At 40.0% G+C, this 23,844-nt stretch carries 17 protein-coding genes and 1 pseudogene; 14 read left to right on the top strand and 4 right to left on the bottom strand.

What is annotated here, in order from left to right; genetic code table 11:
• Positions 1-32: 32 nt before the first annotated feature.
• A complete protein-coding gene (locus DC53_RS00730) occupies positions 33-446 on the bottom strand; it encodes a hypothetical protein (protein WP_007377208.1) in 414 nt (137 codons plus the stop codon).
• Between the two features lie 416 nt (positions 447-862).
• On the opposite strand from DC53_RS00730, the gene DC53_RS00735 reads away from it, so the two are divergent.
• From DC53_RS00735 to DC53_RS00790, 12 genes are all read left to right on the top strand, one after another.
• A complete protein-coding gene (locus DC53_RS00735; RefSeq protein WP_033032240.1) occupies positions 863-3,223 on the top strand; it encodes a TonB-dependent receptor in 2,361 nt (786 codons plus the stop codon).
• 10 nt (positions 3,224-3,233) lie between these two features.
• Positions 3,234-5,387 (top strand): dihydrolipoyl dehydrogenase family protein, encoded by a 2,154-nt coding sequence (locus DC53_RS00740; protein ID WP_033032239.1) that lies wholly within the window; start codon positions 3,234-3,236, stop codon positions 5,385-5,387.
• A 2-nt stretch (positions 5,388-5,389) separates the two neighbouring features.
• Positions 5,390-6,208, top strand: a complete 819-nt coding sequence (locus DC53_RS00745; RefSeq protein ID WP_033032238.1) for a DUF547 domain-containing protein — start codon at positions 5,390-5,392, stop codon at positions 6,206-6,208.
• Positions 6,195-7,529: an ABC transporter substrate-binding protein gene (locus DC53_RS00750; protein WP_033032236.1), complete on the top strand. Its 1,335-nt coding sequence runs from the start codon at positions 6,195-6,197 to the stop codon at positions 7,527-7,529. The genes DC53_RS00745 and DC53_RS00750 overlap by 14 nt, the downstream gene beginning before the upstream one ends.
• On the top strand, positions 7,526-9,280 hold the full coding sequence (locus DC53_RS00755; RefSeq protein ID WP_033032234.1) for an ABC transporter permease: 1,755 nt from the start codon (positions 7,526-7,528) through the stop codon (positions 9,278-9,280). Before DC53_RS00750 ends, DC53_RS00755 begins: the two co-directional genes overlap by 4 nt.
• A gap of 70 nt (positions 9,281-9,350) precedes the next feature.
• Complete coding sequence (locus tag DC53_RS00760) at positions 9,351-9,989, top strand: ATP-binding cassette domain-containing protein (protein ID WP_033032232.1); 639 nt, start codon at positions 9,351-9,353, stop codon at positions 9,987-9,989.
• A gap of 32 nt (positions 9,990-10,021) precedes the next feature.
• Positions 10,022-10,702, top strand: a complete 681-nt coding sequence (locus tag DC53_RS00765) for a CDP-alcohol phosphatidyltransferase family protein (protein ID WP_033032230.1) — start codon at positions 10,022-10,024, stop codon at positions 10,700-10,702.
• A complete protein-coding gene (locus DC53_RS00770; RefSeq protein ID WP_033032228.1) occupies positions 10,695-11,486 on the top strand; it encodes a sterol desaturase family protein in 792 nt (263 codons plus the stop codon). The genes DC53_RS00765 and DC53_RS00770 overlap by 8 nt, the downstream gene beginning before the upstream one ends.
• Positions 11,487-11,762: 276 nt before the next feature.
• On the top strand, positions 11,763-12,470 hold the full coding sequence (locus DC53_RS00775) for a hypothetical protein (RefSeq protein WP_033032225.1): 708 nt from the start codon (positions 11,763-11,765) through the stop codon (positions 12,468-12,470).
• Positions 12,471-12,504: 34 nt separating this feature from the next.
• Positions 12,505-13,467 carry a hypothetical protein gene (locus DC53_RS00780; RefSeq protein ID WP_239462880.1) on the top strand — a complete coding sequence of 321 codons (963 nt, stop codon included), beginning with the start codon at positions 12,505-12,507 and terminating at the stop codon, positions 13,465-13,467.
• A 222-nt stretch (positions 13,468-13,689) separates the two neighbouring features.
• On the top strand, positions 13,690-15,816 hold the full coding sequence (locus tag DC53_RS00785; RefSeq protein ID WP_033032220.1) for a glycoside hydrolase family 16 protein: 2,127 nt from the start codon (positions 13,690-13,692) through the stop codon (positions 15,814-15,816).
• A 242-nt stretch (positions 15,817-16,058) separates the two neighbouring features.
• A complete protein-coding gene (locus tag DC53_RS00790; RefSeq protein ID WP_033032218.1) occupies positions 16,059-18,992 on the top strand; it encodes a TonB-dependent receptor in 2,934 nt (977 codons plus the stop codon).
• A gap of 244 nt (positions 18,993-19,236) precedes the next feature.
• Here DC53_RS00790 and DC53_RS00795 read toward each other — a convergent pair whose 3' ends face one another.
• Positions 19,237-19,995 carry an SDR family NAD(P)-dependent oxidoreductase gene (locus DC53_RS00795; RefSeq protein ID WP_007377195.1) on the bottom strand — a complete coding sequence of 253 codons (759 nt, stop codon included), beginning with the start codon at positions 19,993-19,995 and terminating at the stop codon, positions 19,237-19,239.
• 130 nt (positions 19,996-20,125) lie between these two features.
• Here DC53_RS00795 and DC53_RS00800 point away from each other — a divergent pair, with 130 nt between their 5' ends.
• Positions 20,126-21,028 carry a LysR family transcriptional regulator gene (locus tag DC53_RS00800; protein ID WP_008134514.1) on the top strand — a complete coding sequence of 301 codons (903 nt, stop codon included), beginning with the start codon at positions 20,126-20,128 and terminating at the stop codon, positions 21,026-21,028.
• A gap of 62 nt (positions 21,029-21,090) precedes the next feature.
• A pseudogene (locus DC53_RS22645) lies at positions 21,091-21,264 on the top strand (IS110 family transposase); the annotation flags it as partial.
• Between the two features lie 39 nt (positions 21,265-21,303).
• Here the strand turns inward: DC53_RS22645 and DC53_RS00805 are convergent.
• Both DC53_RS00805 and DC53_RS21835 read right to left on the bottom strand, forming a co-directional pair.
• Positions 21,304-22,113, bottom strand: coding sequence for an SDR family NAD(P)-dependent oxidoreductase (locus DC53_RS00805; protein ID WP_033032216.1), 810 nt, complete (start codon positions 22,111-22,113; stop codon positions 21,304-21,306).
• 60 nt (positions 22,114-22,173) lie between these two features.
• Positions 22,174-22,527: a MerR family transcriptional regulator gene (locus DC53_RS21835; RefSeq protein ID WP_081824606.1), complete on the bottom strand. Its 354-nt coding sequence runs from the start codon at positions 22,525-22,527 to the stop codon at positions 22,174-22,176.
• Between the last annotated feature and the right edge of the window lie 1,317 nt (positions 22,528-23,844).

The raw sequence follows: 23,844 nt of genomic DNA, 5'->3' as shown, positions 1-23,844 counted from the left end.
AGCCATATGGCTTATAACCATTTTTTCTTTTACTACTTCACAGTAAATTTCACGTCTTGGTCGCGTAATAAGTAAAGTGCAAAACACGCAGCCCACATTGGCCATGCAGTGAAGAATAATAAGTTGTTGAAGCCATCAATGTATTGGTTATAAGATGAAAGCGTAGACAAACCATGCATCACAAAAATCACACCATAAGTAATGCGTTTTTTAATACCCGCTAAAAATGCCAATACTAATACAAGTTGCAGAGCACCGATAACATAAGCAACCATGTCTGATGAACCGCTGATCCCATAAAAGTGCTCGAAAATACGTGCGCTATGGCCTGGATTTACGAATTTATCGAATGTCCACATGATCATTACAATAAAAACGCCCAAACGAAGCGATAAAAGAGACCACTGCAGACGATTTTGTACGTCTGAACTCATTGAACCTGTCATAAAATTCCCTCAAAAATGTATAAATAAACCTTGAAGTAATCAAGACCGTATTAGTTAGTTTTTATTTCAACACAGCGTAATTATTTTTGCTTATTTTACTTTTAGAAAATAAAGCGTGGATTATTTGAAATATGCAGATTTATTATATGAAAGTTAATACATAATAAAAGGTTAACTACCCAAAAGTAGACTACAATAAAAAAGCCGATTAAAAGCAATAATTTACAGGGAATATCATACAATTGCTCTATTGATGTTTCATCCACTAATGAAACAACATTACTTAATTACAGCCCCTAAAAAGCAACTGTTTTTATAATGTTCTATAAACAAAAAGAATCGAAGTTTTACTGAAAGTTATTTTTAAACCTTTCGGTCTTTATCGACATCAACATATAACCGTAGAGAGAAAACGTTTGAAACACGCATACTTGGCTTTATCCTTAGCCGCCATATTAAATACACCACTTAACTCATTTGCAGCTGAAGAATTAAAAATAACAAAAAATGATGTAATAGAGCACATTGAAGTGGCGGGCCAAATTACTAAATCTCAAGGCCTTTCAGTTAAAGATACCACTGTAGATGGCCCGTTTGGTGATAACTTAGCACTACAAGATATAGCCCGCTCGGTAACACCAATTTCAAGTGAGTTAATAGAGCAACTTAATATTACTACGCTACAAGATGTATTAGCAGTAAGCCCTAATACCTATTCAGCGAGTGGCTTTGGTGCACCAAGTTTGCCAACAATTCGCGGACAATTGGGTGAGCTTTTTCAAGATGGTACACGCCGCCAAGCTGGCAATAATGGTTTTGGGGTGCCGTTATCGTTCAACGCAGTAGAACAAATTGATGTTGTAAAAGGCGCACCGCCGGTTCTATTTGGCTCAAGTCAACGTAACGGCGGCTTTGTGAATCTACATTCTAAAAAAGCATCTACCGATGAAAGCAAAGGCAAAGCAAGTTTATCCGCAGGCCGGTGGGATCAATACCGCGTTTTGGTCGATTACAGCGCACCGATTGTAAAAGACAAAGTTGGCTTTAGAGTAAGCGCTGAGCACATAGATAACGGCAGTTACTATGATTTTTCAGGTACTAAAAGTGACAGCCTATTTGCTGCCCTTCGGGTATTACCTGATGACAAGAGCAGCTGGGATCTTAACTTTGAGTTGTACCAAGTTGAATTTACCGATAACGCAGGTATTAACCGCCCAACACAAGCACTCATAGATCATGGCTTATACATTACTGGCCAAGGCGTACAAGCAAATGGCAGTACAATACCAGCGGCTGGTTCTATTGTTTCACCTACTGGGCAAGTAAAAATAGACCGTAGTACGGTACTTACCGATCCTGATAATCAAAACGAAGCCACTACTTACTTATTACACAGCATTTATAAGCGTGAACTTTCCAGTAATGCATCAATAAAAAATATTACGTATTTTCAGCACTTACAACGCGAAGAAATTGCACAAAACAGCTTTGTTGAAATTATAGACGGTGCCGATACCGCGCAAAATCGTACCGAATTGACTTACCAATGGAGCAATGAACAGCAAACAATTTTTGCATTTGATGTGCGCTATAATCGCGTATTAGGCTATAGCCAATTTACTACCGAAGCCGACTTGCCTATTGATTTAACTGGCCCAATTTCAAATCGCCGCATTCCTTTAACTGATGCACAGCAAGCGCGTTTAATTGAAATTAGCCCAGGTGTATTTGTATCCCCTGGTGGTCAGTACGATATTAATAACGATGGCAGCGGCGACTTTAACTTATCAGACACTACCGATTCGCGCTCATGGCAAACGGGTTTTGCTATTCAGCAAGATTCTGATTGGACAGATAAGTTTCATACAAGCGTAGGTTATCGTGTTGATTATTATGATGTAGATGCGCACGACCCAATCGCACCACAAGGTCAAGTTGCAGCAAGTGATAGCATTAATGACACGCTGCAATCGGGTCAAGTTAGCTTTAATTACCGATTAAATGGTGATTACACCACTTACGGTGCAGCAAGTTATAACGAAGCTACATCAAACAGCATGGCTGGCGGTACATCACTGGGTGGCGACAACACAATCAGTGCACAAAATTTTGCTACCGAAAACACCCTTGTTGAGTTTGGTTTAAAATACGCACCAACCGACAGCGATTGGTACGCCGATGGTGCTTTGTTTAGCCAACGTCGTAGTTTACGTAACCGCGATGGAAGCAATACCGGTATTCGTACACAAGGGTTTGAAGGCCAAGTGTTTTACGATGCCTACCCTTATTGGTTAAGTGCCGGCTACAGTTATATTGATGCACGTTACGACAATTCTGCAAGCAGTCAAGATTCGGCGCAAGTAGCAGATGCATTTGACAACTCTCGTCCAGATATTATCGCAGGCACCGGTGTTGGTGCCCCAAGCTTTACACCATTTGCACGCTCTAATCGCCAAGTTCAAGGTATTCCTGAGCAATCGTTCAGTTTTAACGGAAATTATTCAATTAATTCGAAATGGCAAACGGGTTTTTCAGGTCTATATACAAAGAGTTACCCATTGGACTTTTTAGCGACGGTAAAAATTCGTGATCAGTACACATTAAACGTAAATACTAGCTATGCTTTTACGCCTAGTACTAAATTACGTTTAGATGTAAATAACGTCACAAATCAAAAAAACTGGCGCCCCGTATTTGAAGGCGGTTACTTTGGTGCAACTTTAGCTTTTCCTGAGTTGCCAATAAACGCCAAGTTAACCCTTACGCATAGTTTTTAAGAGAGAGAACATGATTAAAAAAACATTTCTATTATTGATTGCAGCGGCCGCCGTCGGCCTGTTCTTTCATTTTGACTTACACCAATTACTTACGCTTGATGGCTTAAAAGGGTCAATGGATCAGTTTAGCGATTACAAAGAGCAGTCACCGTTGTTGGTTATTGGTGGGTTCTTTTTACTATACGTAGTTGTAACAGCTCTCTCGTTACCGGGCGCCGCTATTTTAACACTTGCCGCAGGTGCATTGTTTGGCTTGGTAGAGGGTTTATTAGTTGCATCTTTTGCCTCAACTATTGGCGCTACACTTGCTTTTTTAGTATCGCGTTACTTACTACGCGACACTATTAAACAACGTTTTCCTGAGCGCTTAGCCGCAATTGATGCAGGCGTTGAAAAAGAAGGTGGATTTTACTTATTTACTCTTCGTTTAGTGCCGGTGTTTCCGTTCTTTTTAATAAACCTACTAATGGGTGTTACCTCAATAAAGTCATGGACTTATTACTGGGTAAGCCAAGCAGGTATGCTAGCCGGTACGTTTGTATTTGTTAATGCAGGTACGCAACTGGCGCAAATAGAGAGCTTATCTGGAATTTTATCATTCAACTTAATCTTATCATTCGCTTTATTGGGTATTTTTCCATTCATTGCTAAAGGAATCTTAAACGTGTTTAAAAAACGTCGCGTATACAAAAACTACACTAAACCTAAAAAATTCGACCGTAACATGATTGTTATTGGTGCAGGCGCTGGTGGTTTAGTAACAAGTTATATTGCTGCTGCGGTTAAAGCAAAAGTAACCCTTATTGAAGCGGGCGAAATGGGCGGCGATTGTTTAAACTACGGTTGTGTTCCAAGTAAAGCAGTCATTAAAAGCGCTAAAATTGCAGAGCAAATTCGCCACGGTGAAAACTATGGCTTAGAAAACACAACTCCACAGTTTTCGTTCAAAAAAGTAATGGCACGTGTACATAAAGTAATTGCAGATGTAGCACCACACGACAGTGTTGAGCGCTACACCAATCTAGGCGTAGATGTAGTAAAAGGTTACGGTAAATTAATCGACCCGTGGACTGTAGAAATTAAACTTAACGATGGCGGCACGCAAACACTCACCGCTCGTACTATTGTGATTGCCACTGGCGCACGCCCATTTGTACCGCCACTACCTGGTATTGAAGAAACAGGCTATGTAACAAGCGATACATTGTGGAATAAATTTGCAGAGCTAGATGAGGCACCTAAAAAACTTGTAGTACTAGGCGGTGGCCCAATTGGTAGCGAGTTAGCACAAAGCTTTGCACGTTTAGGTTCAAGTGTTACGCAAATTGAAATGGCGGAGCGCATCATGATCAAAGAAGATCTTGAAGTGTCTACTTTTGCTCACGAAGCGTTAACAGAAAGTGGCGTTAATATTTTAACATCGCATCAGGCACTTCGCTGTGAAGCTCGCGATGGTAAAAAATATATTGTTGTTAAACATAACGACAAAGAAATAGATATTGAATACGATGAGCTACTATGTGCCGTTGGTCGAAGTGCGCGCCTTAAAGGTTATGGCCTTGAAGAGCTTGGCATTGAAACAAACCGCACAGTAGTAACTAACGAATATCTAGAAACACTGTATCCAAATATTTTTGCAGCGGGTGATATTGTAGGTCCATACCAATTCACACATGTGGCAGCCCATCAGGGTTGGTACGCCGCGGTAAATGGCTTATTTGGTCACCTTAAAAAGTTTAAAGTAGATTACCGTGTTATTCCGTGGACTACGTTTATTGACCCAGAAGTAGCACGTGTTGGTTTAAACGAACAAGACGCAAAAGACAAAGGCATAGATTACGAAATTACTCGCTTTGAATTTGAAGAGCTAGACCGTGCAATTACCGACAGCGCTGCAAAAGGCTTTATTAAAGTGATTACACCAAAAGGCAAAGACAAAATATTGGGCGTTACTGTTGTATCTGAACACGCTGGCGATTTAATTGCTGAGTTTGTACTGGCAATGAAACACGGTTTAGGCCTTAACAAAATACTCGGTACTATCCACAGCTACCCTACTTGGGCTGAAGGTAATAAATACGCAGCAGGTGAGTGGAAACGCGCTCATGCACCTGAAAAAGTGCTTAACTTGCTTGAAAAATACCACACTTGGCGTCGAGGTTAATTATGTTTAAAACACCTTTAAAAGCATTACTACTTGGTTCGGCTTTAGTTGTAACATCGTTTGCAGCGTCATTTTCGGCCCAAGCCCAGAGCATGCACGATAGCTGGAATGCATTGTTAAATAAGCATGTTGTCGCCATTAACCATAATCACAGTACTGAGGTTGATTACGCTGCCATAAAACGTGAGCATGCACAGCTAAAAACGTATTTAGATTCGTTAACGGCTGTAACGCAAAGCGAATTCGACGCATGGGAAAAACCTAAGCAACTCGCTTTTTTAATCAATGCATATAACGCATGGACTGTTGAACTTATATTGACTAAGTATCCAGATCTTAAATCAATCAAAGAGTTAGGGAGTTTTTTTAGCTCACCGTGGAGTAAAGAGTTTATTCCTTTACTTGGCAAAACTCGCAGCCTTGATGATATAGAGCATGGTTTAATACGTGGCAGCGGGAAATACAACGACCCACGCATTCACTTTGCAGTAAATTGCGCGAGTATTGGTTGCCCTGCACTTCGAGAAGAAGCGTATACAGCCACTGATTTAGAGAGCCAATTGCAAGAGCAAACGGTGCGTTTTTTATCAGATATGACACGTAATATGGCTCAAGAAAATACGCTAAGCCTCTCTTCAATATTTAAGTGGTACGGCGATGACTTTGAAAAAGGCTTTCGAGGTGCAAACACGCTACAGCAGTTTTTCTTGCAATACAGCGATGCACTTAAACTGATACCAGCTCAGCAAAAAGCACTTAAAAATGATGACATGGAAGTTAAATTTTTAGACTACAACTGGGATTTAAATGTTCGCCATTAAGTTTTGGCAAACACAGGCGCGATACAGCTTTTGCTGTGTCGCGTTTTACGTTTGTACAATCGCAAATTCAGCTGTTTTTTCGAGCACTGTGTTTGCTAATACCGTTATTACTGCAAATAATAAAAGTGATTTGGTAATACACACACAGCAGCAATCTCGATGGCAACAAGTTCAAGCACTTGGTAGTAATCAAGATGTATACTTTTATGCATGGGGCGGCGACGCACAAATAAATGCGTATATTCAATGGGCTGCGCAGCAAGTTAAAACTAAGTACAACATTAACTTAGTGCATGTAAAACTAAGCGACACCAGCGAAGCGGTAAGCCGTGTACTTACCGAAAAATCAGCAAACAACAACAGCCAAGGCAGCGTAGATTTAATGTGGATCAACGGGGCTAACTTTGCCACCATGAGTGAGCATTCTCTTCTTTTAAAAAAATGGGCGAGTAAACTCCCCTACTTTGCATTAACCGATGCTGCTAATAACCCTGCTGTAACCTTTGATTTTGGTTTACCTACAAATGGCATGGAAGCGCCATGGGGGCAAGCGTCACTTACGTTTTATTACGACAGCATTGCAATAAATGGTAAGGCAAACAATAAATTGCCGACGACATTAAACGAATTATTAAACTGGAGCGCGCAAAACCTTGGTCGCTTTAGCTACCCAAAGCCGCCTGACTTTTTAGGTATGAGCTTTTTAAAATACGCCTTAGTTGTACTGCATCAGCAAAGCAGCGAAAATATTAAAGCGCAGCTAAACCAACCAGCTACAACTAAAAACATAGCGCAAGTGTTAAACCCACTGTGGGACTTTTTAGATAAACTACACCCAACGCTTTGGCGTGGTGGCACTCATTTTATGCAAAGTGGTGCTCAAATGCGCCGCCTTGTGGACGATACAGAGTTGAGTTTAGCCTTTACTTTTTCAGCACCTGAAGTACCGGCAGCTGTAAAACGCTATGACTTACCAAACAGCATTCGCAGCTATGCAATGAGTGATGGCAGTTTAAGTAATACCCATTTTGTGGCAATCCCTTACAATGCAAGCCACCAGCAAAGTGCGCAATTAGTGGCTAATTTTTTACTCAGCCCTGAGGCGCAAGCCCAAAAACAAAAAGCGCATATATGGGGCGATAAAAGCGTACTTATTCAATCAACGTTAACGCCCAATCAGCAAGCCTTATTTAAAACGGCTAAACCGCATCCAAGTGCACTGCCTTTAAACAGTATTAAACGCACATTGAGCGAACCTCATCCAAGCTGGGTAAACGCCATTATGCAAGGTTGGCAAACCCGTTATGGAGTAAGCCAATGAGCGTTATTTCAAAAAGTGTACCAGTAAATACCAAAGCAACAACGCAGTGCAGCACCGATATGTTTACGCGCATTGTAAAATTTAGCCCGCGATTTTTACTCGCTTTACTTATACTACCCGTACTTGGTGGCTTAATTAGCGTCTTGCTGCCCGCCTTTGGTTATGCGCCCGTACTTGAGCAAACAACGTTTAGCTTGCAAGGTTTTAATGCCCTTTGGCAAACACTAGGCCTTACTCAAATGGTTACCTTAAGCATTGCAACGGGCTTAATAAGTACTCTGCTTGCATTTATCATTACTTTAATGATTTTAGCTGCGTTTTTTAATAGCCCGTGGCTTAACCGAATTCAGCGTTTATTGAGCCCTATATTAGTGATACCTCATGCCGCCGCGGCTATTGCGGTGGGGTTTTTAATTGCCCCTTCAGGTATGATTTCACGCTTAGCGTCGCCTTGGTTAAGCGGCTGGGAACTTGCGCCAAACGGCATGTTTCCGCATGATTCGTTTGGTATTAGTATTATTTTAGGCTTAACACTAAAAGAGCTTCCCTTTTTATTATTAATGGCACTGGGCGTACTTGCTCAACCTGAGCTTGGCAAAAAATTACGCCAACAACATAAGGTTGCGCTTAACTTGGGTTATTGTCCAATGACCGCCTTTTTTAAAGTAATACTGCCAAGCCTTTATCCGCTGTTGCGTTTGCCGCTTTTAGCCGTGCTTGCCTATGCAAGTGCCAGTGTAGAAATGCCTCTTATATTAGGTCCAAATACACCACCCACGTTGGCGGTTGCAATAATGCATTGGTTTAACGATGTTGATTTAAACCTGCGCATTAAAGCCTCAGCAGGTGCTTTATTACAGCTGGCTGTTACAGGCAGTTTGTTAGCGCTTTGGCTTGGCGCAGAAAAGGCCGTAAAAGTGCTATTTAGCGACTCTCTCACTAATGGAGTGCGCGAATACGGCGGATTTTATTGGCAAAAAATAACGGTCGTACTCACCACATTAGTAATTAGCTTTATACTGTTGTCACTTATTGGTTTAGTTATGTGGTCGGTTGCAGGTTTTTGGCGTTTTCCAGATGCAATGCCTGAGCAATTTACGCTACTGCATTTTAAAAGTGCGCTAATGCAAATGGGCAGCCCGCTTTTTAATACGCTAGCAATCGGTTTAGTAACCACACTATTTGCCATTATTCTTACTCTATTGTGTTTAGAATCAGAGCAGTTGAGTGACAAACCTATTTCTCGTTTTACCAGTTTAATTATTTACTTACCGTTATTAGTACCCAGTATTGCCTTTTTGTTTGGGCTAGTATGGATACAACAATTGGTAAATAACCAAGCCGCATTTTTTAATGTGGTACTTACGCATTTACTGTTTGTGTTGCCTTATGTGTTTTTGTCACTTGCGAGCAGTTATAGGCGCTTAGATCCTCGTTTTGCTCATGTTGCAGCAAGCCTAGGCGCAGCGCCATGCAAGGTGTTTTTTAAAGTAAAACTACCTCAGTTGTTTGCCCCTATTTTAATTGCAGCCGCACTGGGCTTAGCAATTAGTTTTGGACAATACCTCCCCACGCTTTTAGCTGGCGGCGGGCGCATAGCCACAATAACAACCGAAGCTGTTACGCTTGCCAATGGCGCAAGCAGACGCACCAGTGCCGTGTACGCTATTATGCAAATGGCGTTGCCACTTATTGGATTTATACTGGCATGGGGTTTACCTAAATATTTTTTCAAAAGTGCACGTGTTTAAAGTACGCAAGTTTAAAAGTGCACATATTTAAAGCACCCATGTTTAACACTATCAGGGTTAAGGTTTTTTAATGCAGTCATCGTTACAGATTAAAAATTGTCAGCTTTATCGCCAAAATGAGCTGCTACTTAGCTTAAACGAGCAAGTTAATGGCGGTGAAATTCTGACTATTATGGGCCCATCGGGCAGTGGTAAATCAAGCTTATTAAATTGGCTTACGGGTACTTTACCAAGTAGCTTTAAGGCCAATGGAGAGGTGTGGCTTAATGGTCAAAATATCGATAATACCCCTCCACACTTGCGTCATATTGGAGTGCTTTACCAAGACGCTTTATTATTTTCTCATTTAACTGTTGCTGGTAACATTGCCTTTGCAATGCCCAAAGGTAATAAAAAACAACGCCTTGAAAAAATAGCACACGCACTTGAGCAAGTAGGTCTTAAAGACATGGGTAATCGACACCCCGATAACTTATCGGGCGGGCAACAAGCCCGTGTTGCATTATTACGTATTCTGCTGAGCGAACCTAAAGCCATTTTACTCGACGAACCCTTTAGCAAACTCGACACCCAACTGCGTATTGATACACGCGAACTCGTGTTTAGCCAAATACGCGATCATAAGCTACCTGCAATTATGGTAACTCATGACCATAGCGACGCCGACGCTGCAAATGGCAAACTCATTACTTTAAATAGCGCACTTTAATTCGTGGCTTTAATGCGCATAAGGCAACAAACATGCTAGACAAATTTATCACCCCTGTAATTAAGCCACTTTTAACACCTGTGGTTATGCTTATGCATAAACGCGGCATAACCGCCGATCAGCTCACTGTGGTAGGCTTTTTAGTAGGCTTATTAGCCGTGCCATTACTGGCGTTTGAAATGTGGTACGGCGCATTAGTTGCCATTGCTTTAAATCGAATTTTAGATGGACTTGATGGCGCATTAGCACGCTATGCAAACCAAAGTTCAAGCGCGGGTGGCTTTTTAGATATCACACTCGACTTTTTATTTTACGCGGCTATTCCGCTTGGCTTTATTTTGGCAAACCCTGAGCAAAACGCGATAGCGGGATCGTTATTACTTGCCACTTTTATTGGTACGGGCTCAAGCTTTTTAGCTTTTGCGATTGCCGCCGAAAAATTTAAACTCGAAAAACCGCAATTTAAATACAAAAGCTTTTACTACTTAAACGGCTTAACCGAAGGCACTGAAACAATAGCGCTATTTATTGCATTTTGTATTTGGCCGCAGCACTTTGCGATTATGGCGAGCATTTTTGCTATTGCGTGTGGCATAACTATTTTTACCCGTATACATGGCGGTTATCACACGCTTAAGCAACAAGAAGCCGATGCTAACAAAGCAGCTGAAAACATGCCTAGCAGTGCAAATTCAGAGGTAATAAATGACTAATGAAGTATGGTGGCGACTCGGCTGCTTTTTTAGTATTTTAATTATAATGATGCTGCTTGAATCGCAAAAACCAGCACGCCAAGCACCTATTAAAAGCAGTACACGTTGGTTTGCTAATTTTGGGTTAGTGTTTGCATCATCAGTTATTGCGCGCTTAGTTGTACCCATTGGGTTAACCGCTGTTGCACTTTACACTCAAGAGCACGGCATTGGCTTATTTAATCAAATAGCCCTACCAAGCAGTTTAATTATTATATTGAGCATACTTTTACTCGATATATTAATTTATTGGCAGCATAGATTATTTCATCAAGTGCCTATTTTATGGCGCTTACATCGCGTACACCACGCCGATGCACATGTTGATACCAGTACGGGCTTGCGCTTTCACCCTATCGAAATTGTACTGAGCATACTTATAAAACTCATTGCAGTAACAGCTCTTGGCGTACCTGCTATTGCGGTACTTATTTTTGAAATAGCACTTAATGGTTTAGCACTATTTAATCATGCAAATATACGCCTACCTAATGCCATTGAAAAACCACTGCGTTTAATATTAATGACGCAAATTTTGCATCGAATTCACCATAGCCAAGTGGTTAGTGAAACCAACTCAAACTATGGTTTTAGTGTAATTTGGTGGGATAAATTATTTGGTAGCTACAAAGATAAAGCAAAAAAAGCCGACGCAGATATAAATATTGGCTTAAAAGAATACCCAAGCCAAAAGCAAAATGCCTCATTGTGGGGTTTATTGATCATGCCATTTAAAAATAAGTGAGCTCTACTTAATAATCAACAAATAAACGATTGCACCCTACAATCGAATTAAAATGACTTTACTAAACATATTATTGAATAAAAAGGCAAATAATGGCAACACTCATATTTTATTAGGGCTATAAAATATTAAAATTCAACCTTCTAAAACGAACGTAATAAAGTGTAATAATTATTATTGCTAAATAGAACTACTCTTATCGAACCTGATGTATTGAGCAACGATTGCTCACTTTGGTACTTAGAACTTTAATTTATTATATTGGAGATAAGAGCTATGAGTACAATTACTTGGAATGACGGACGTTCTATTCAACTTACAGGTGGCGATACAGCGCAGTGCGAAAACCTAAAGGCAGGACAGCTTTACGCTGTATTTTTATATAATGCTTCAGGGGAAGACCAAAATATCCCAGTGTCCGTAAATATAGGTAACGGCCACCCCCCTAAGACTGTCAATGTCCCAGGAACAACAGGAAATAATGGTCTAGCGGCTTTAGCCCTTATTTCAGGAAACGATACACAAACCGCTAATGTGTCGATTGTGAGCCATCAAAGTGGTGCAAAAATTGATGCATGGATCGGTAGTGTTGGTATGCCAACCAATACATCAGGCATCGAAAACATGCAATTACCATTCAATGGTGAGCTGCAACAATTTAATAAACGCGCTAGATACTACGCAGTACCGGAGTCACGTTGGTATCAGTTGACGCTCAATAGTCCACAAACTCAATTTATCTCTGTTCAGTTTTCAGAGAACCATGCAAAAGTATTTATAAATAACCCTGTGGGCGACCCAAGTAATATAATCGTACCTACAGGTACTGTAGCTGAAGGTTCAAGCTATGAAGTTGTTAAACCACAAGGGCAACCACAAACGATCACTTACCAAGGCCAAGGTAATGGTCAGCAAAAAGTATGGATGAATGCTGATAGTCAGCAAAATTCGTCTGACTCAACCATAGTTGCTCAGTACATTTAAGTTAGCTTTAATGTAACAGGAGTCGATGAATAATATGAAATTTAAAACATCTTCTCCTGAACCATTACAAAGTAATCAAAAACTTAAAGCGCGAAGAAAGTTTATTAAACTTTCCTTAAGCTTATTTACATCTACCCTCATTCCCTCTTTTTATAGCAAGGCAATAAGTAACCCAGAAAATTCAAATAGCTGGAGTATAGGAGAGAGAGTAGAGCTCTGTGAAGGACAAACTATAACCTGTACTTCTTTATTTCCTAAACGTATTTACTGTGTACTTATATACAATACGTCCAAAAATGACAGAAACGTTTTCCTAGATGTAAATTGGAGTAATCAGCAAGCGCCAAAAAAAATGACAATTCCAGGCTCAGAAAACAAACAAGGCGATGCATCACTAATTTTAGTTTCAGGTAACGATACATCGACAATTTCGCTGTCGATTACCAGTGGTAACGGTGGACAAATAGAGTGTTTTTTAATCAGCACGGCAATAGAATCTCCTAGCCCGAATCTACCTATTCGACATATTGTTACAGGCGGAAAACGATATATAGTTGAAAAATACCAACACTATCTTGGCCTTATTAATAGAGGTTGGTATCACCTAACATTAGAAAATAAAATTTCCCAGTCAGTTGTTTTACAAATTCAGCACCATCAGGTCATAATTTACATACTAAACCCTACTCAAACTCCACTATTTAATATCACCAGTGTAGGAAGTATTACTAAAAACAAAGACTACCTTATTCAACGCGCCGATTTTGAGGGCCAACCACAACGTATTGAAGTGCTTATTCAAGGGAATGAGGAAACAATAATGTGGGTTGGCGCTTCTAGTAAACAAGCTCTGAACAATACAACTTTAGCTCTGCAAGCGCTGTCTATAACAAGAGTATTGTCTAGGGAAGAGCCCAGTACAGTAAAAAGAAAAGCTTTGCAGTGTTATAGCGATAAAAACAAGGTTTATAGTGGGCCTTGGGTTAACCAACAATGATATTCATTAATCTCAGTTCAAGTTAATTAGATTTTTTGCATAGGCCTTACCGTAAACTAATTGTAAATAAATTAGACAAATAAGTTGACCAATTCGTCACTCCACAATATCATTTGTAAGCGCTTACAAAACACAACCTAAAATGTAAGCGCTTACAACATGAAAAACAAAGCTCAAAAAACAATTAATCTGACAATAATCTGTTGAAACCGGGGTTCAGTTATGAACATTGAAACAACGCACATTACACGTTTACTTACCGCTATCTCTTTAGTTACGTTAGCTGGCTGTGGTGGCGACTCTGCCACTAAATCAAATTTTGAAAATGTAGATGCCTCTGAGCCAGTATCAGATTGGCAAATGGTTTGGAGCGACGAGTTTGAAGGCTCAGCCATTGATACAAACAAATGGAACTATGAATTAAACTGCAATGGCGGTGGTAACAACGAGAAACAGTGTTACACCGACAGCGAGCAAAATGCATTTATTGCAGACGGTGTGTTAAACATTGTTGCCCTACCCGCTGAAGAAGGTGCAGAAAAACCTTACACTTCAGCGCGCTTAAATACGCGTTACAACGCCGACTTTACATATGGTCGCTTTGAAGTGCGCGCCAAACTTCCATCAGGACAAGGTAGCTGGCCAGCATTTTGGATGCTGCCAACAGATGAAGTTTACGGCACTTGGCCTCGTTCTGGCGAAATAGATGTTTTAGAATCAGTAAACCTTAAAACACCGGATGAAGATGGCGGTATCGAGTCTAGTATCCACGGCACCCTTCATTACGGACGCGCGTGGCCAGATAACAGCTCTACGGGCAAAGAATTTAAATTCCCTGAAGATACTAATCCGGCAGATGATTTCCACACGTATGCTGTTGAATGGCAAGAAGGCGAAATTCGTTGGTACGTTGATGGCTACTTATACGCAACTCAGCGTCAATCTGAGGTTTTATATAATTCCAAAAATGAGCCTGCAGGCTTAAAACATCGTGGTTGGTTTGCAGAATACTTTGAACAAGGTTCTGGCGAACTTACAACGCATTGGGATAGCGCACCATTTGATAAAGACTTTCACTTATTGCTAAACCTAGCAGTAGGCGGCGACTGGCCTGAAAACGTTAATGATTTAGGTGTAGACGCTAGCGCATTTGAAAACGGCCAAACCTTTGCTATTGATTACGTGCGTGTTTATCAATGTGCATCAGATCCTGATACAGGTAAAGGCTGTGAAACCGTACGTCCAGGCTACGATAGCCTAGACGATGCCTTACTTGAGGGTGAGGCACCAGTTCCTATAGCTGGAGGAGTTACTCCATTAACCATATTTGGTGATTCTTTTAATATTAATTGGCCTGCATGGGATTGTTGCGGAGGTTCAACTCCTGCAATAGTTGTTGATGAACAGCAAGGTAATACTGTTGAATTTAGTGTTGGTGAAAACCCAACGGTAAACGGCTTTATTTCAAGAACTGAGAATATTACTGATGAGTCAGGTGTTGCCTCTCCATTTGATGCAACGCCACTTCTAGCAGAAGGATACTTTCAATTTAAGATGAAAGTAATGAGTGCTCCAGCGGACCCAAACTCTACCTGGGTTATAAAGCTTGAAAGCGCAGGAGATGCCCCTACTGCAGCCGAATTGCCTATTACCCAAAGCGTTGAAGGTATTGCGCCTGTTGTAGGCCAATGGCAAATATACACATTTAAATTATCGGATCTTGTTGCAGCAAACTTAGATATTAGTGCTATTGATGTAGTTATGATTTTCCCTGCATGGGGCACTGGTAACGGTGCTGTTTATAGAGTTGATGATGTAAAAATAACTCAAGATTTCCCAGAACTTGATGTGTTCTCTGATACCCAAAATCTTGATTGGCCAATGTGGGACTGCTGTAGCGGCTCTACGCCAGTGGAAGCAATGGATGATGAACAACATGGTATAACTGCAGAGTTTACAATAAACGATACGCCTACTGTAATGGGCTTTAATAGCCGTACATCTGTTGGCGGGAGCGGCGAAGCATTTGATGCAAGCGCTATCATAACGGTTGGTCAAATTACATTCGATATGAAAGTAACAAGTATGCCAAGCACACCCGATGCTCCATGGTTTTTCAAAGTTGAGTCAAACGAAGGTGATTCTGCTGTAGAGCTTGCACTTACTGAAAGTGTTGAAGGCATTGCCCCTATTTTAAACGAATGGCAAACATATACTTATACGCTTTCTGACTTATCGACTGCCGGTTTAGATGTAAGTTCGATAGATGTATTAATGATTTTTCCTAATTGGGGCCAAGGCGCTGGCGCAGTATACCGTGTTGATAATGTAAAAATTTCAAACCCATAATTTAGATTTCACTGACAAAAATTTAGGTGTTTATACCAATTGCATTAAACAAGAGACCTATTATAGCGCTAAGAAAATAGCACAATAACAAGGCGAAAATTGTGACATATAGTTGTTCTATATAAATAATTTTTAACGCAGTTAGTGAGTTATTTAATGCGATAGAATGATCATATTTTTAATAAAATTGGTATTACACAGCACCTTCACTCTTGAACAACATTTTATAAAGCAGAGCTATTATGAACACATTCAATTTTAAAAAGAGCCAACTTGCGGCTTCTGTGTCTCTCATCATTGCTGCGAGCACATTAAACACAGCTATTGCGGCAGAAGCACAAACCAGCGTTTCATCTGATGTAGAAGTTATTGAAGTAAAAGGTATTCGTGGTTCACTTATTCGTTCTATGGATATGAAACGCGACTCTTCTGGCATTGTAGATGCCATTTCATCTGAAGAAATGGGTAAATTCCCAGATACCAACTTAGCAGAATCATTACAACGTATTACCGGTGTATCGGTTAGTCGCGCAAACGGTGAAGGTAGCCAAATTACAGTACGTGGTTTTGGTCCTGAGTTTAACTTAATTACCTTAAATGGTCGCCAAATGCCGGGCACAGGTTATACACGTTCGTATAACCTTGAAAACATCGCCTCTGAAGGCGTAAGTGCGCTTGAAGTATTTAAAACAGCACGTGCAGACGTGCCAAGCGGTGGTTTAGGTGCAACGGTAAATATTTCTACTGCACGCCCTTTTCAAAAGCCGGGTCAAAACTTTTCAGCAACCGTTAAAGCAAACCACGACTCGTCAAACGAAGCTGGCGATGACGTAACACCAGAGTTTTCTACTGTTTACAGCAATACTTTTGTAGATGACACTTTTGGTTTTGGTTTTTCATTTTCGCACCAAGAGCGTGACTTTCAAAAACAAAGTGCCAATATTCAAGGCTGGCAGGCAAACGTAGACTTACCTGAATTAGATAGCAGCAACGTAGTCGATAACCGCACAGACCCTGCAGGTAACTACTACTTCCCTAAAGATATGAACTACTCTATTGAAGATGTAGAACGTGAACGTACAAACGGACAAGTTACCTTTCAATACGCACCGGTAGATGGCTTTGTAGCAACACTTGATTACACTGCAAGTAAAGCTGTAACAGGTTCTCAGAGTATTGGTTGGGGTATTTGGAACGACTTTGGTAGCAATATTAATGGCTACGAACTAGATGAAAATGGTACAGCTGTTTATGCTGATATTAGCGGTAACGATGCGTCATTCACAGCCAATAAAGGTACTACAGAAGTAAAAGCACGCTCACTTGGTTTAAATCTTGATTGGGAAATTAACGACACATGGCACGTAGAGCTTGATTACCACGACTCTAAAAATGAGACTGACAACGGCGCCGATGACGGGCTAGGCAGTACCGGCCAAGTGATTTTGGGCTCAGATCAGCTTGCTAATAAAATTTATGATTACCGCACAGGCGATATTCCAAGTGCTCAAGTTAACTGGTTAAACGGCACAAGCGAACTAACACCAGGCGAAATTGACTCAAACTTTAGTCAGTTTACCCACTCACCGGGTGAGTCAAACATTGAACAGTTACAACTACATACTACGTGGTATAACGAAAGCTACGACATTGGTTTAGTTAAAGTTAAATTTGGCGCATCACGTACTGAGCAAAACACCGGTGGTTACACCGCGTGGAGTGGTTTAGTGGGTGGTCCTGGCTTTAACCCATCGTATACAGAAATATTCCCAGATAGCATGTTTACACGTCACGATACATCGGGTCTTTTAGACCAATTTGCTGGCGGCGGTAGCGACTTACAACCTAATTACTACTACACGTATGACTTTGATGAAGCTGTTGCACGCCAAATTGCTTATTTAACAGCAGGTGTAACAGGCTCAGATGCATACGCAGCTAATGCCTATATGGATGGTATTGACAGCGAAAGTTACGTAGAAGAAATCACTAATAGCTTTTATGTTCAATCAAGCTGGGAATTTGACGTAAGTAACTACTACGTAAAAGTAAATGCAGGCCTACGCTATGAGCAAACAGACGTAACCAGTACTGTACGTCAACGCGTTGAAGATCAAGTTAATTGGATCAGCGCTTCTGAGTGGATCATGCAATACGCTGCTGGCGGCGATGATAACTTCTTAGAGCAACAAGGTGATTACGATGTTTTACTGCCTTCAATCGACGTAAGTGTTGATTTAACTGAAGACGTAGTAGCCCGCGTATCTTGGGGTAAAACAATGTCGCGTGCACCACTAGGTAATTTAGCCGGTGGCCGCAGCTTAACAGGCAGCCCAAAACCAGGTTCTCGCACAGGTAGTCAAGGTAATACAAACTTATTGCCGTTTGAATCAACAAACCTTGATTTATCACTTGAGTATTACTACGCAGAAGGCAGCTACGCGTCTGTTGGTTACTTTAAAAAAGATGTTGATAACTTTATTCAAACCACCATTACGCAAACCACTATTGATGGCTTGTACGATGTTTTAAACGGCCCTCGTTACTTACAAGCCGTAAGCGATATTGAATCACGTGGCGAGCAAGCAACAACCGATGCTATTTTTGCACAAATGATTGCCAGCGGTTACGGCAATGCAAATGGCGTTATTGAGCCAAACAGCGACGATCCGCTAATTACATGGAATATTAGCCAGCCACAAAACACCGACAGTAAATCGGTAGATGGTTTTGAAGTAGCTGTTCAACACTTAATTGGTGAAACCGGTTTTGGTGTTGGTGTTAACGCGACGTTTGTAGATGGCGACGTTGAATTTGATAGCGAAAGCCTTGATCAACAAGCACCACTTACAGGCTTAAGTGACTCAGCTAACTTCCAAGGCTTTTACGAAAAAGACGGCCTATCAGTTAAAATTACTTATGCATGGCGCGACTCATACCTAATTGGTGTAGGCCAAGCGCAAGGTTCAGCTGATGCGCCTCCGCAATATGCTAAAGCGTATGGCCAATGGGATATGAGCGTTAACTACGATGTAAACGAAAACGTAACGGTATTTTTTGATGGCATAAACTTAAATAATGCAACCGAAGAAGGTTACGGACGTTACGAAGAGCAGTTCTTATTTGCTAATCAATACGGTCCTCGTTACTCAATTGGTGCTCGTTACACGTTCTAACTAAATTTCCTTTAGTAAAAAATGCAAAAAACCGCTCACCGAGCGGTTTTTTATTGTCTAAAGTCATAATTTTTTAATAAGTGATACCAATCTGTTTATATATGGGGACTATTTAACGTTAAGAAAATTACGCTAGAGCTGGGCAAAAATTTTTGTACATAGTTGTTCTAAAGAAAAATTTAGACGACGCTATAGTGAAATTTAATTCACTAAATTGCTCAAAGATTCATGCCGGTTGGTATGATTACATATACATACCGCCCGATACCTCAAGTCGTTGGCCTGTCATCCAACGGTTTTCGTCCGCTAATAAGTTAGCAATCATAGGCCCTATATCGTCTGTTACACCAACTCTGCCCATTGCCGTTTGTGATGTAATAAACGCATTTACTTCATCGTTATCACGAACGACGCCATTACCAAAGTCGGTTTCAATTGCACCAGGGGCTACAACATTTACCGTAATATTTTTAGGTGCAAGTTCTTGAGCTAAATACCTTGTCATTACTTCTATTGCACCTTTGGTCATTGCATAAGTAATATGACCGGGTAATGAAAAACGCGTTAAACCACTTGATAAATTAATAATACGACCACCGTTTTTTATAAAGGGCAACAATGTTTGGGTAACAAAAAATACTCCCCTTAAGTTAATATTTATTAACGTATCAAAAGTTGATTCACTTGTGTCTGCAAAACTGCTAGTAAGCCCCACCCCTGCATTATTAATTAAGTAATCAAACTCACTTTGTTGCCAATGAGTCTGCAGGACATTTTGTAGTTGTTGTGCAAAATCCTCAAAGCCGAGCATATCACTTACATCTAATTGCAATGCAACCGCTTTAGAGCCTAGCTCCTGTACTTGCTTTACAACCTCTTTTGCTTCTTTTTCATGACGACGGTAAGTAAAAATGCAATCGATATTTTGCTTTGCAAGGCAAAGCACCGTGCTTTTACCAAGCCCACGATTACCACCGGTGATCACTGCAATTCGTTTGTTCATTGTTATATCCTGTTGAAAATAAAAGCGGGGAGTTAAATAACTTCCAAGCCAGTATATTTTTTCAAGCAACAAAGATAAACAGGCTGAAAAGAGTTACACTGTTCAAAATAAACGAACAATAAACAGTGTTATGAAAGACCTAAACGCAATACGTATTTTTATTAAAGTAGCGCAACTCAGTAGTTTTTCTAAAGCAGCAACAAGCTTAAATCTTCCTAAGTCAAGTGTATCGCAAGCAGTAACCATGCTTGAAAGTACATTAAATACGCGTTTATTACACCGTACTACACGCACTGTAAATATGACTTCAGACGGTGAGCTATTTTATCAACGTGCACTAGGAATTATCAGCGACGCTGACGATTTAAAAAATTTATTTGTAAGTGAGGATAAAGGTTTAACAGGCCGAATACGTGTAGATATGCCACAAGCTGTTAGTCGAGATACCATCATTCCAAACTTAAGTTCGTTTTTAAAAATGCACCCAAATCTTGAAATAGAACTTGGCAGCTCCGATAGACGAGTAGATGTCATTAAAGAAGGATTTGATTGCGTAGTAAGAGTGGGCGAACTTACCGACTCATCGTTAATTGCACGACGTTTGGGCAGCTTTAAAGTTTTAAATTGCGTAAGCCGTTATTATGTAAAAAATCATGGTTTACCTAAAACTCTTAACGATTTAAAAAATCATTACATTGTTCGCTACAGTCAAACACTTGGTATCCCTGATCCGGGTTTCGAATATTTAGATAGCAATAATCAATTGCAATCAATAACGATGAAAAGCCAGCTTACTGTTAACTCCTCAGAGGCATATTTAAGCGCAGTACTGAGTGGTTTCGGGCTTATTCAATCACCTATTCACGGTATAAGTAAATACCTTGAATCTGGCGAACTTATACAAGTTTTGCCTCAATACGCGATGCCCGACCTACCAATCAATATTTTGTACCCAAATAGGCACCACCTACCCAAGCGCGTAAGTGCATTTATGCTTTGGCTTGAAGAACAATTGAGCGTCTTTACAAAGTAATAATCTGTGCGTTATTCATTTTGCGCTAAAGCATCGTTACTTAGCCACGATAGTTGGCAGCAAGAAGTAAAGGAAAACCCCATAATAGCATCATCAGAACATTAGCATTTAAGTGGATACGAATACTGTTTAGGTGTTTAAAAACACATACGCCCTACGATAAATCAACTTACTTAACTGTATTGAAAAGCAAGGGTTCACCACTATTAAAATTTGCGGTGGAAAGTGAGTTTTAGTGCTTGCTGTCCACCTCAAGGCATGTCCTTATATGAACCTTAAACTAAGCTTTTTCCCAGTACATTGTCCTTAAACATGCTAACAACTATTTTGACTGTCCTTTTACGTGAAAATAATCGAGGTATTAAAGAGACTACGTAATTAATCTTACCCGATACTGTATACATTCTATTTTTTTCGTAAGCCGCGAGCGCAGATTTAACTACCTTGCTTGCAGGAGCCAAGTTCATATTGGATGTATCAGCATTAGCATTTTCCATAAAACGAGACTCTGTAGTACCGGGGCACAAAGCCATGACGCGAATATTCTTATCTAATAATTCTCCGGTAAGAGCCTCTGAAAAACTTAATACAAAAGCTTTAGATGCACCATAAACAGTCTGGTATGGTAAAGGTTGAAAAGAACCAATAGATGCTACATTAATAATTCCGCCGCTATTTTTATTTACCATTGCAGGCAAACATAAATGAGTAAGTTCAACTAATGCATTAACATTTAACATCAACATTTTATGATAAGTTTCAAAACTCTCACCAGAAAACTCACAAAATTTTCCAAAACCAGCATTATTAATCAAATAATCAACTGACAAGCCTAAATCATTTATTTGTTCAAATAATTTTTTAGGGCCATTTAGTTCACTTAAATCGGCGGGAATAGTTTTAATCCAAATATTCCTATGTTCACGCTCTAACTCTTGCGCTACACTTATTAGGTCGCTATGCGTTCTGGCTGTTAGGATTAAATTAGCTCCTTTGCTAGCGAGTTGTTTAGCAAACTCTTTCCCGATGCCTGAAGATGCGCCTGTAATTAATATATTTGTGTTTTCTAAATTCAGCTTTTTCACTATAAATCGTCCTATGAGTTAATTATCAGTTAACTGTAAGCCTTTCCCTTGAGGGGAAGGTCAAGTGAATTCTTCAACTAAATCTATTTTAAATTGCTTCAAATTCTCATTTTTCAGCAAAATCTCGTCAATCTCTTGTTTTAAAAGTGATATTTTTTTATCTATAAGTAGGTGAATCAAATCAATAGGAAGTTTCTTTTCCTCCGTTTTTTTAGACACTATATCCTTGATTTCACCGAGGCTAAACCCAAGGGTTTTAGCACGACAAATCATACTTATAACCATGACATCATGATTACTATAAATACGGTAGCTACCTTTTCTATTTGGAAGCGTTATCAAACCAATTGACTCATAGTACCGAATAGCTTTTCGAGTTGCTCCAGTCAATTCAGAAACACGACCTATTAACATAGTAATCCTTATGAGTGATGGAATAGATAATCGTCTAATGCTTACATTAAACGGCTAAAGAACGTTGGCTAAAATGTGTGAAGCACGAACAATAGCCAGCTGTTATTAGCCCGTTTAAGAGTAAACTTGGTGAGCAGGCTTCAATGAGTTTTTCCATTGACCTAATCCTCTAAACACGGCCACCCCACTAAAAAGGGTTATAACGCCCGCATAAACAGCGGAGCAAGTTGGACGCTTTTTTGCGCCGTGTGTTTTGCAAAAAACCGGCCTGCTTGCGGAATCAGGTTTGATCCGTTTGGTGTATTTTTTTGTAAACGTAAAAACGAAATATTAAGGCTTGAAATAGTGCTGCGAGACCAAACAACAATGAACCTTTATAAAACAAGGACGGTAGAACAAACGCCATTGGTATAGCAGCATAATATAAATAGGAACGATTTGTGTATTTGCTTATTAAAAAATGAAGTGGAAACCCAATTACTAACCAACCTACGATAGAAATAAACAGATAAACACCCACATATAGTAAAAATGTAACAACCAACCCTAAAAGGTCGTTTACTGATGATGGTGCTAAACCAGTAAATAAAGCCCAGACAGCAATGCCTATTCCCACAAATAAGAGGCTTTTAAGTATTGCGTCATCCCACCTTCCAAGACTCAATTTTTTATCCTTAAAATATACCGAGCCTGTAGATTAACTCGTTTTTTATTTATTTTTATTGATAAATAGACCATAGCTGAGTTCCTATTTTGATTCAATCGATCACTGTATTTTTCATAGAATATAAAAGCTGGTTTGGTATTGTTTTAACTGGCGTTTTGGAAGGATTTACGGGTGTTTGAGTGGCTTTTATTTAGAGTAAAAGGGCTTTCCCTTCTTAATGCATCGTATTTTGCAGTTTTTCTATATTATGAACAAGGCAATACAGTTGCCATTGGGCGTTCACTTTCGCTTGGCTGTGTCATGCCTTTGTTGACGGTAATATTGTACTTTTAACCTAAAGAAAAGCCGGTTCAATACAGCAAAATCGCTTGCCATTCTTTAATAAACAGCTGTCGTCGCCCTATTGAGCAGTCTATTTTTACTTTCATTTTGTCTACATTGCTCAGCTTTTTGCGTAGGGTGGGTGTGTTGCTTATTGTGCTTTGTGATTTATTTATCATTGCGTTCATACGAAAGCTGGTAGCGATCATGAATTTAATGGTGAGAGATGGTGTGGTAATCCCCCCGAAAAATAATAGATGCCAAACGTAGAATTTTCTCTTATTGTAAACACAGGAGAAAATTATGAAAAAAGCACATTTTACAGACAG

The organism is Pseudoalteromonas fuliginea, assembly GCF_000690055.1.
Taxonomy (GTDB): Bacteria; Pseudomonadota; Gammaproteobacteria; order Enterobacterales; family Alteromonadaceae; genus Pseudoalteromonas; species Pseudoalteromonas fuliginea.
Note: the sequence above shows the minus strand (reverse complement) of the source record. Positions and strands in the feature narration are given on the sequence as shown.

Excerpts from the sequence above, each read along its gene's own strand:
- DC53_RS00730 (WP_007377208.1), bottom strand. The coding sequence starts at position 446 with ATGACAGGTTCAATGAGTTCAGACGTACAAAATCGTCTGCAGTGGTCT.
- DC53_RS00740 (WP_033032239.1), top strand. The coding sequence starts at position 3,234 with ATGATTAAAAAAACATTTCTATTATTGATTGCAGCGGCCGCCGTCGGC.
- DC53_RS00745 (WP_033032238.1), top strand. The coding sequence starts at position 5,390 with ATGTTTAAAACACCTTTAAAAGCATTACTACTTGGTTCGGCTTTAGTT.
- DC53_RS00750 (WP_033032236.1), top strand. The coding sequence starts at position 6,195 with ATGTTCGCCATTAAGTTTTGGCAAACACAGGCGCGATACAGCTTTTGC.
- DC53_RS00755 (WP_033032234.1), top strand. The coding sequence starts at position 7,526 with ATGAGCGTTATTTCAAAAAGTGTACCAGTAAATACCAAAGCAACAACG.
- DC53_RS00760 (WP_033032232.1), top strand. The coding sequence starts at position 9,351 with ATGCAGTCATCGTTACAGATTAAAAATTGTCAGCTTTATCGCCAAAAT.
- DC53_RS00765 (WP_033032230.1), top strand. The coding sequence starts at position 10,022 with ATGCTAGACAAATTTATCACCCCTGTAATTAAGCCACTTTTAACACCT.
- DC53_RS00770 (WP_033032228.1), top strand. The coding sequence starts at position 10,695 with ATGACTAATGAAGTATGGTGGCGACTCGGCTGCTTTTTTAGTATTTTA.
- DC53_RS00775 (WP_033032225.1), top strand. The coding sequence starts at position 11,763 with ATGAGTACAATTACTTGGAATGACGGACGTTCTATTCAACTTACAGGT.
- DC53_RS00780 (WP_239462880.1), top strand. The coding sequence starts at position 12,505 with ATGAAATTTAAAACATCTTCTCCTGAACCATTACAAAGTAATCAAAAA.
- DC53_RS00785 (WP_033032220.1), top strand. The coding sequence starts at position 13,690 with ATGAACATTGAAACAACGCACATTACACGTTTACTTACCGCTATCTCT.
- DC53_RS00790 (WP_033032218.1), top strand. The coding sequence starts at position 16,059 with ATGAACACATTCAATTTTAAAAAGAGCCAACTTGCGGCTTCTGTGTCT.
- DC53_RS00795 (WP_007377195.1), bottom strand. The coding sequence starts at position 19,995 with ATGAACAAACGAATTGCAGTGATCACCGGTGGTAATCGTGGGCTTGGT.
- DC53_RS00800 (WP_008134514.1), top strand. The coding sequence starts at position 20,126 with ATGAAAGACCTAAACGCAATACGTATTTTTATTAAAGTAGCGCAACTC.
- DC53_RS21835 (WP_081824606.1), bottom strand. The coding sequence starts at position 22,527 with ATGTTAATAGGTCGTGTTTCTGAATTGACTGGAGCAACTCGAAAAGCT.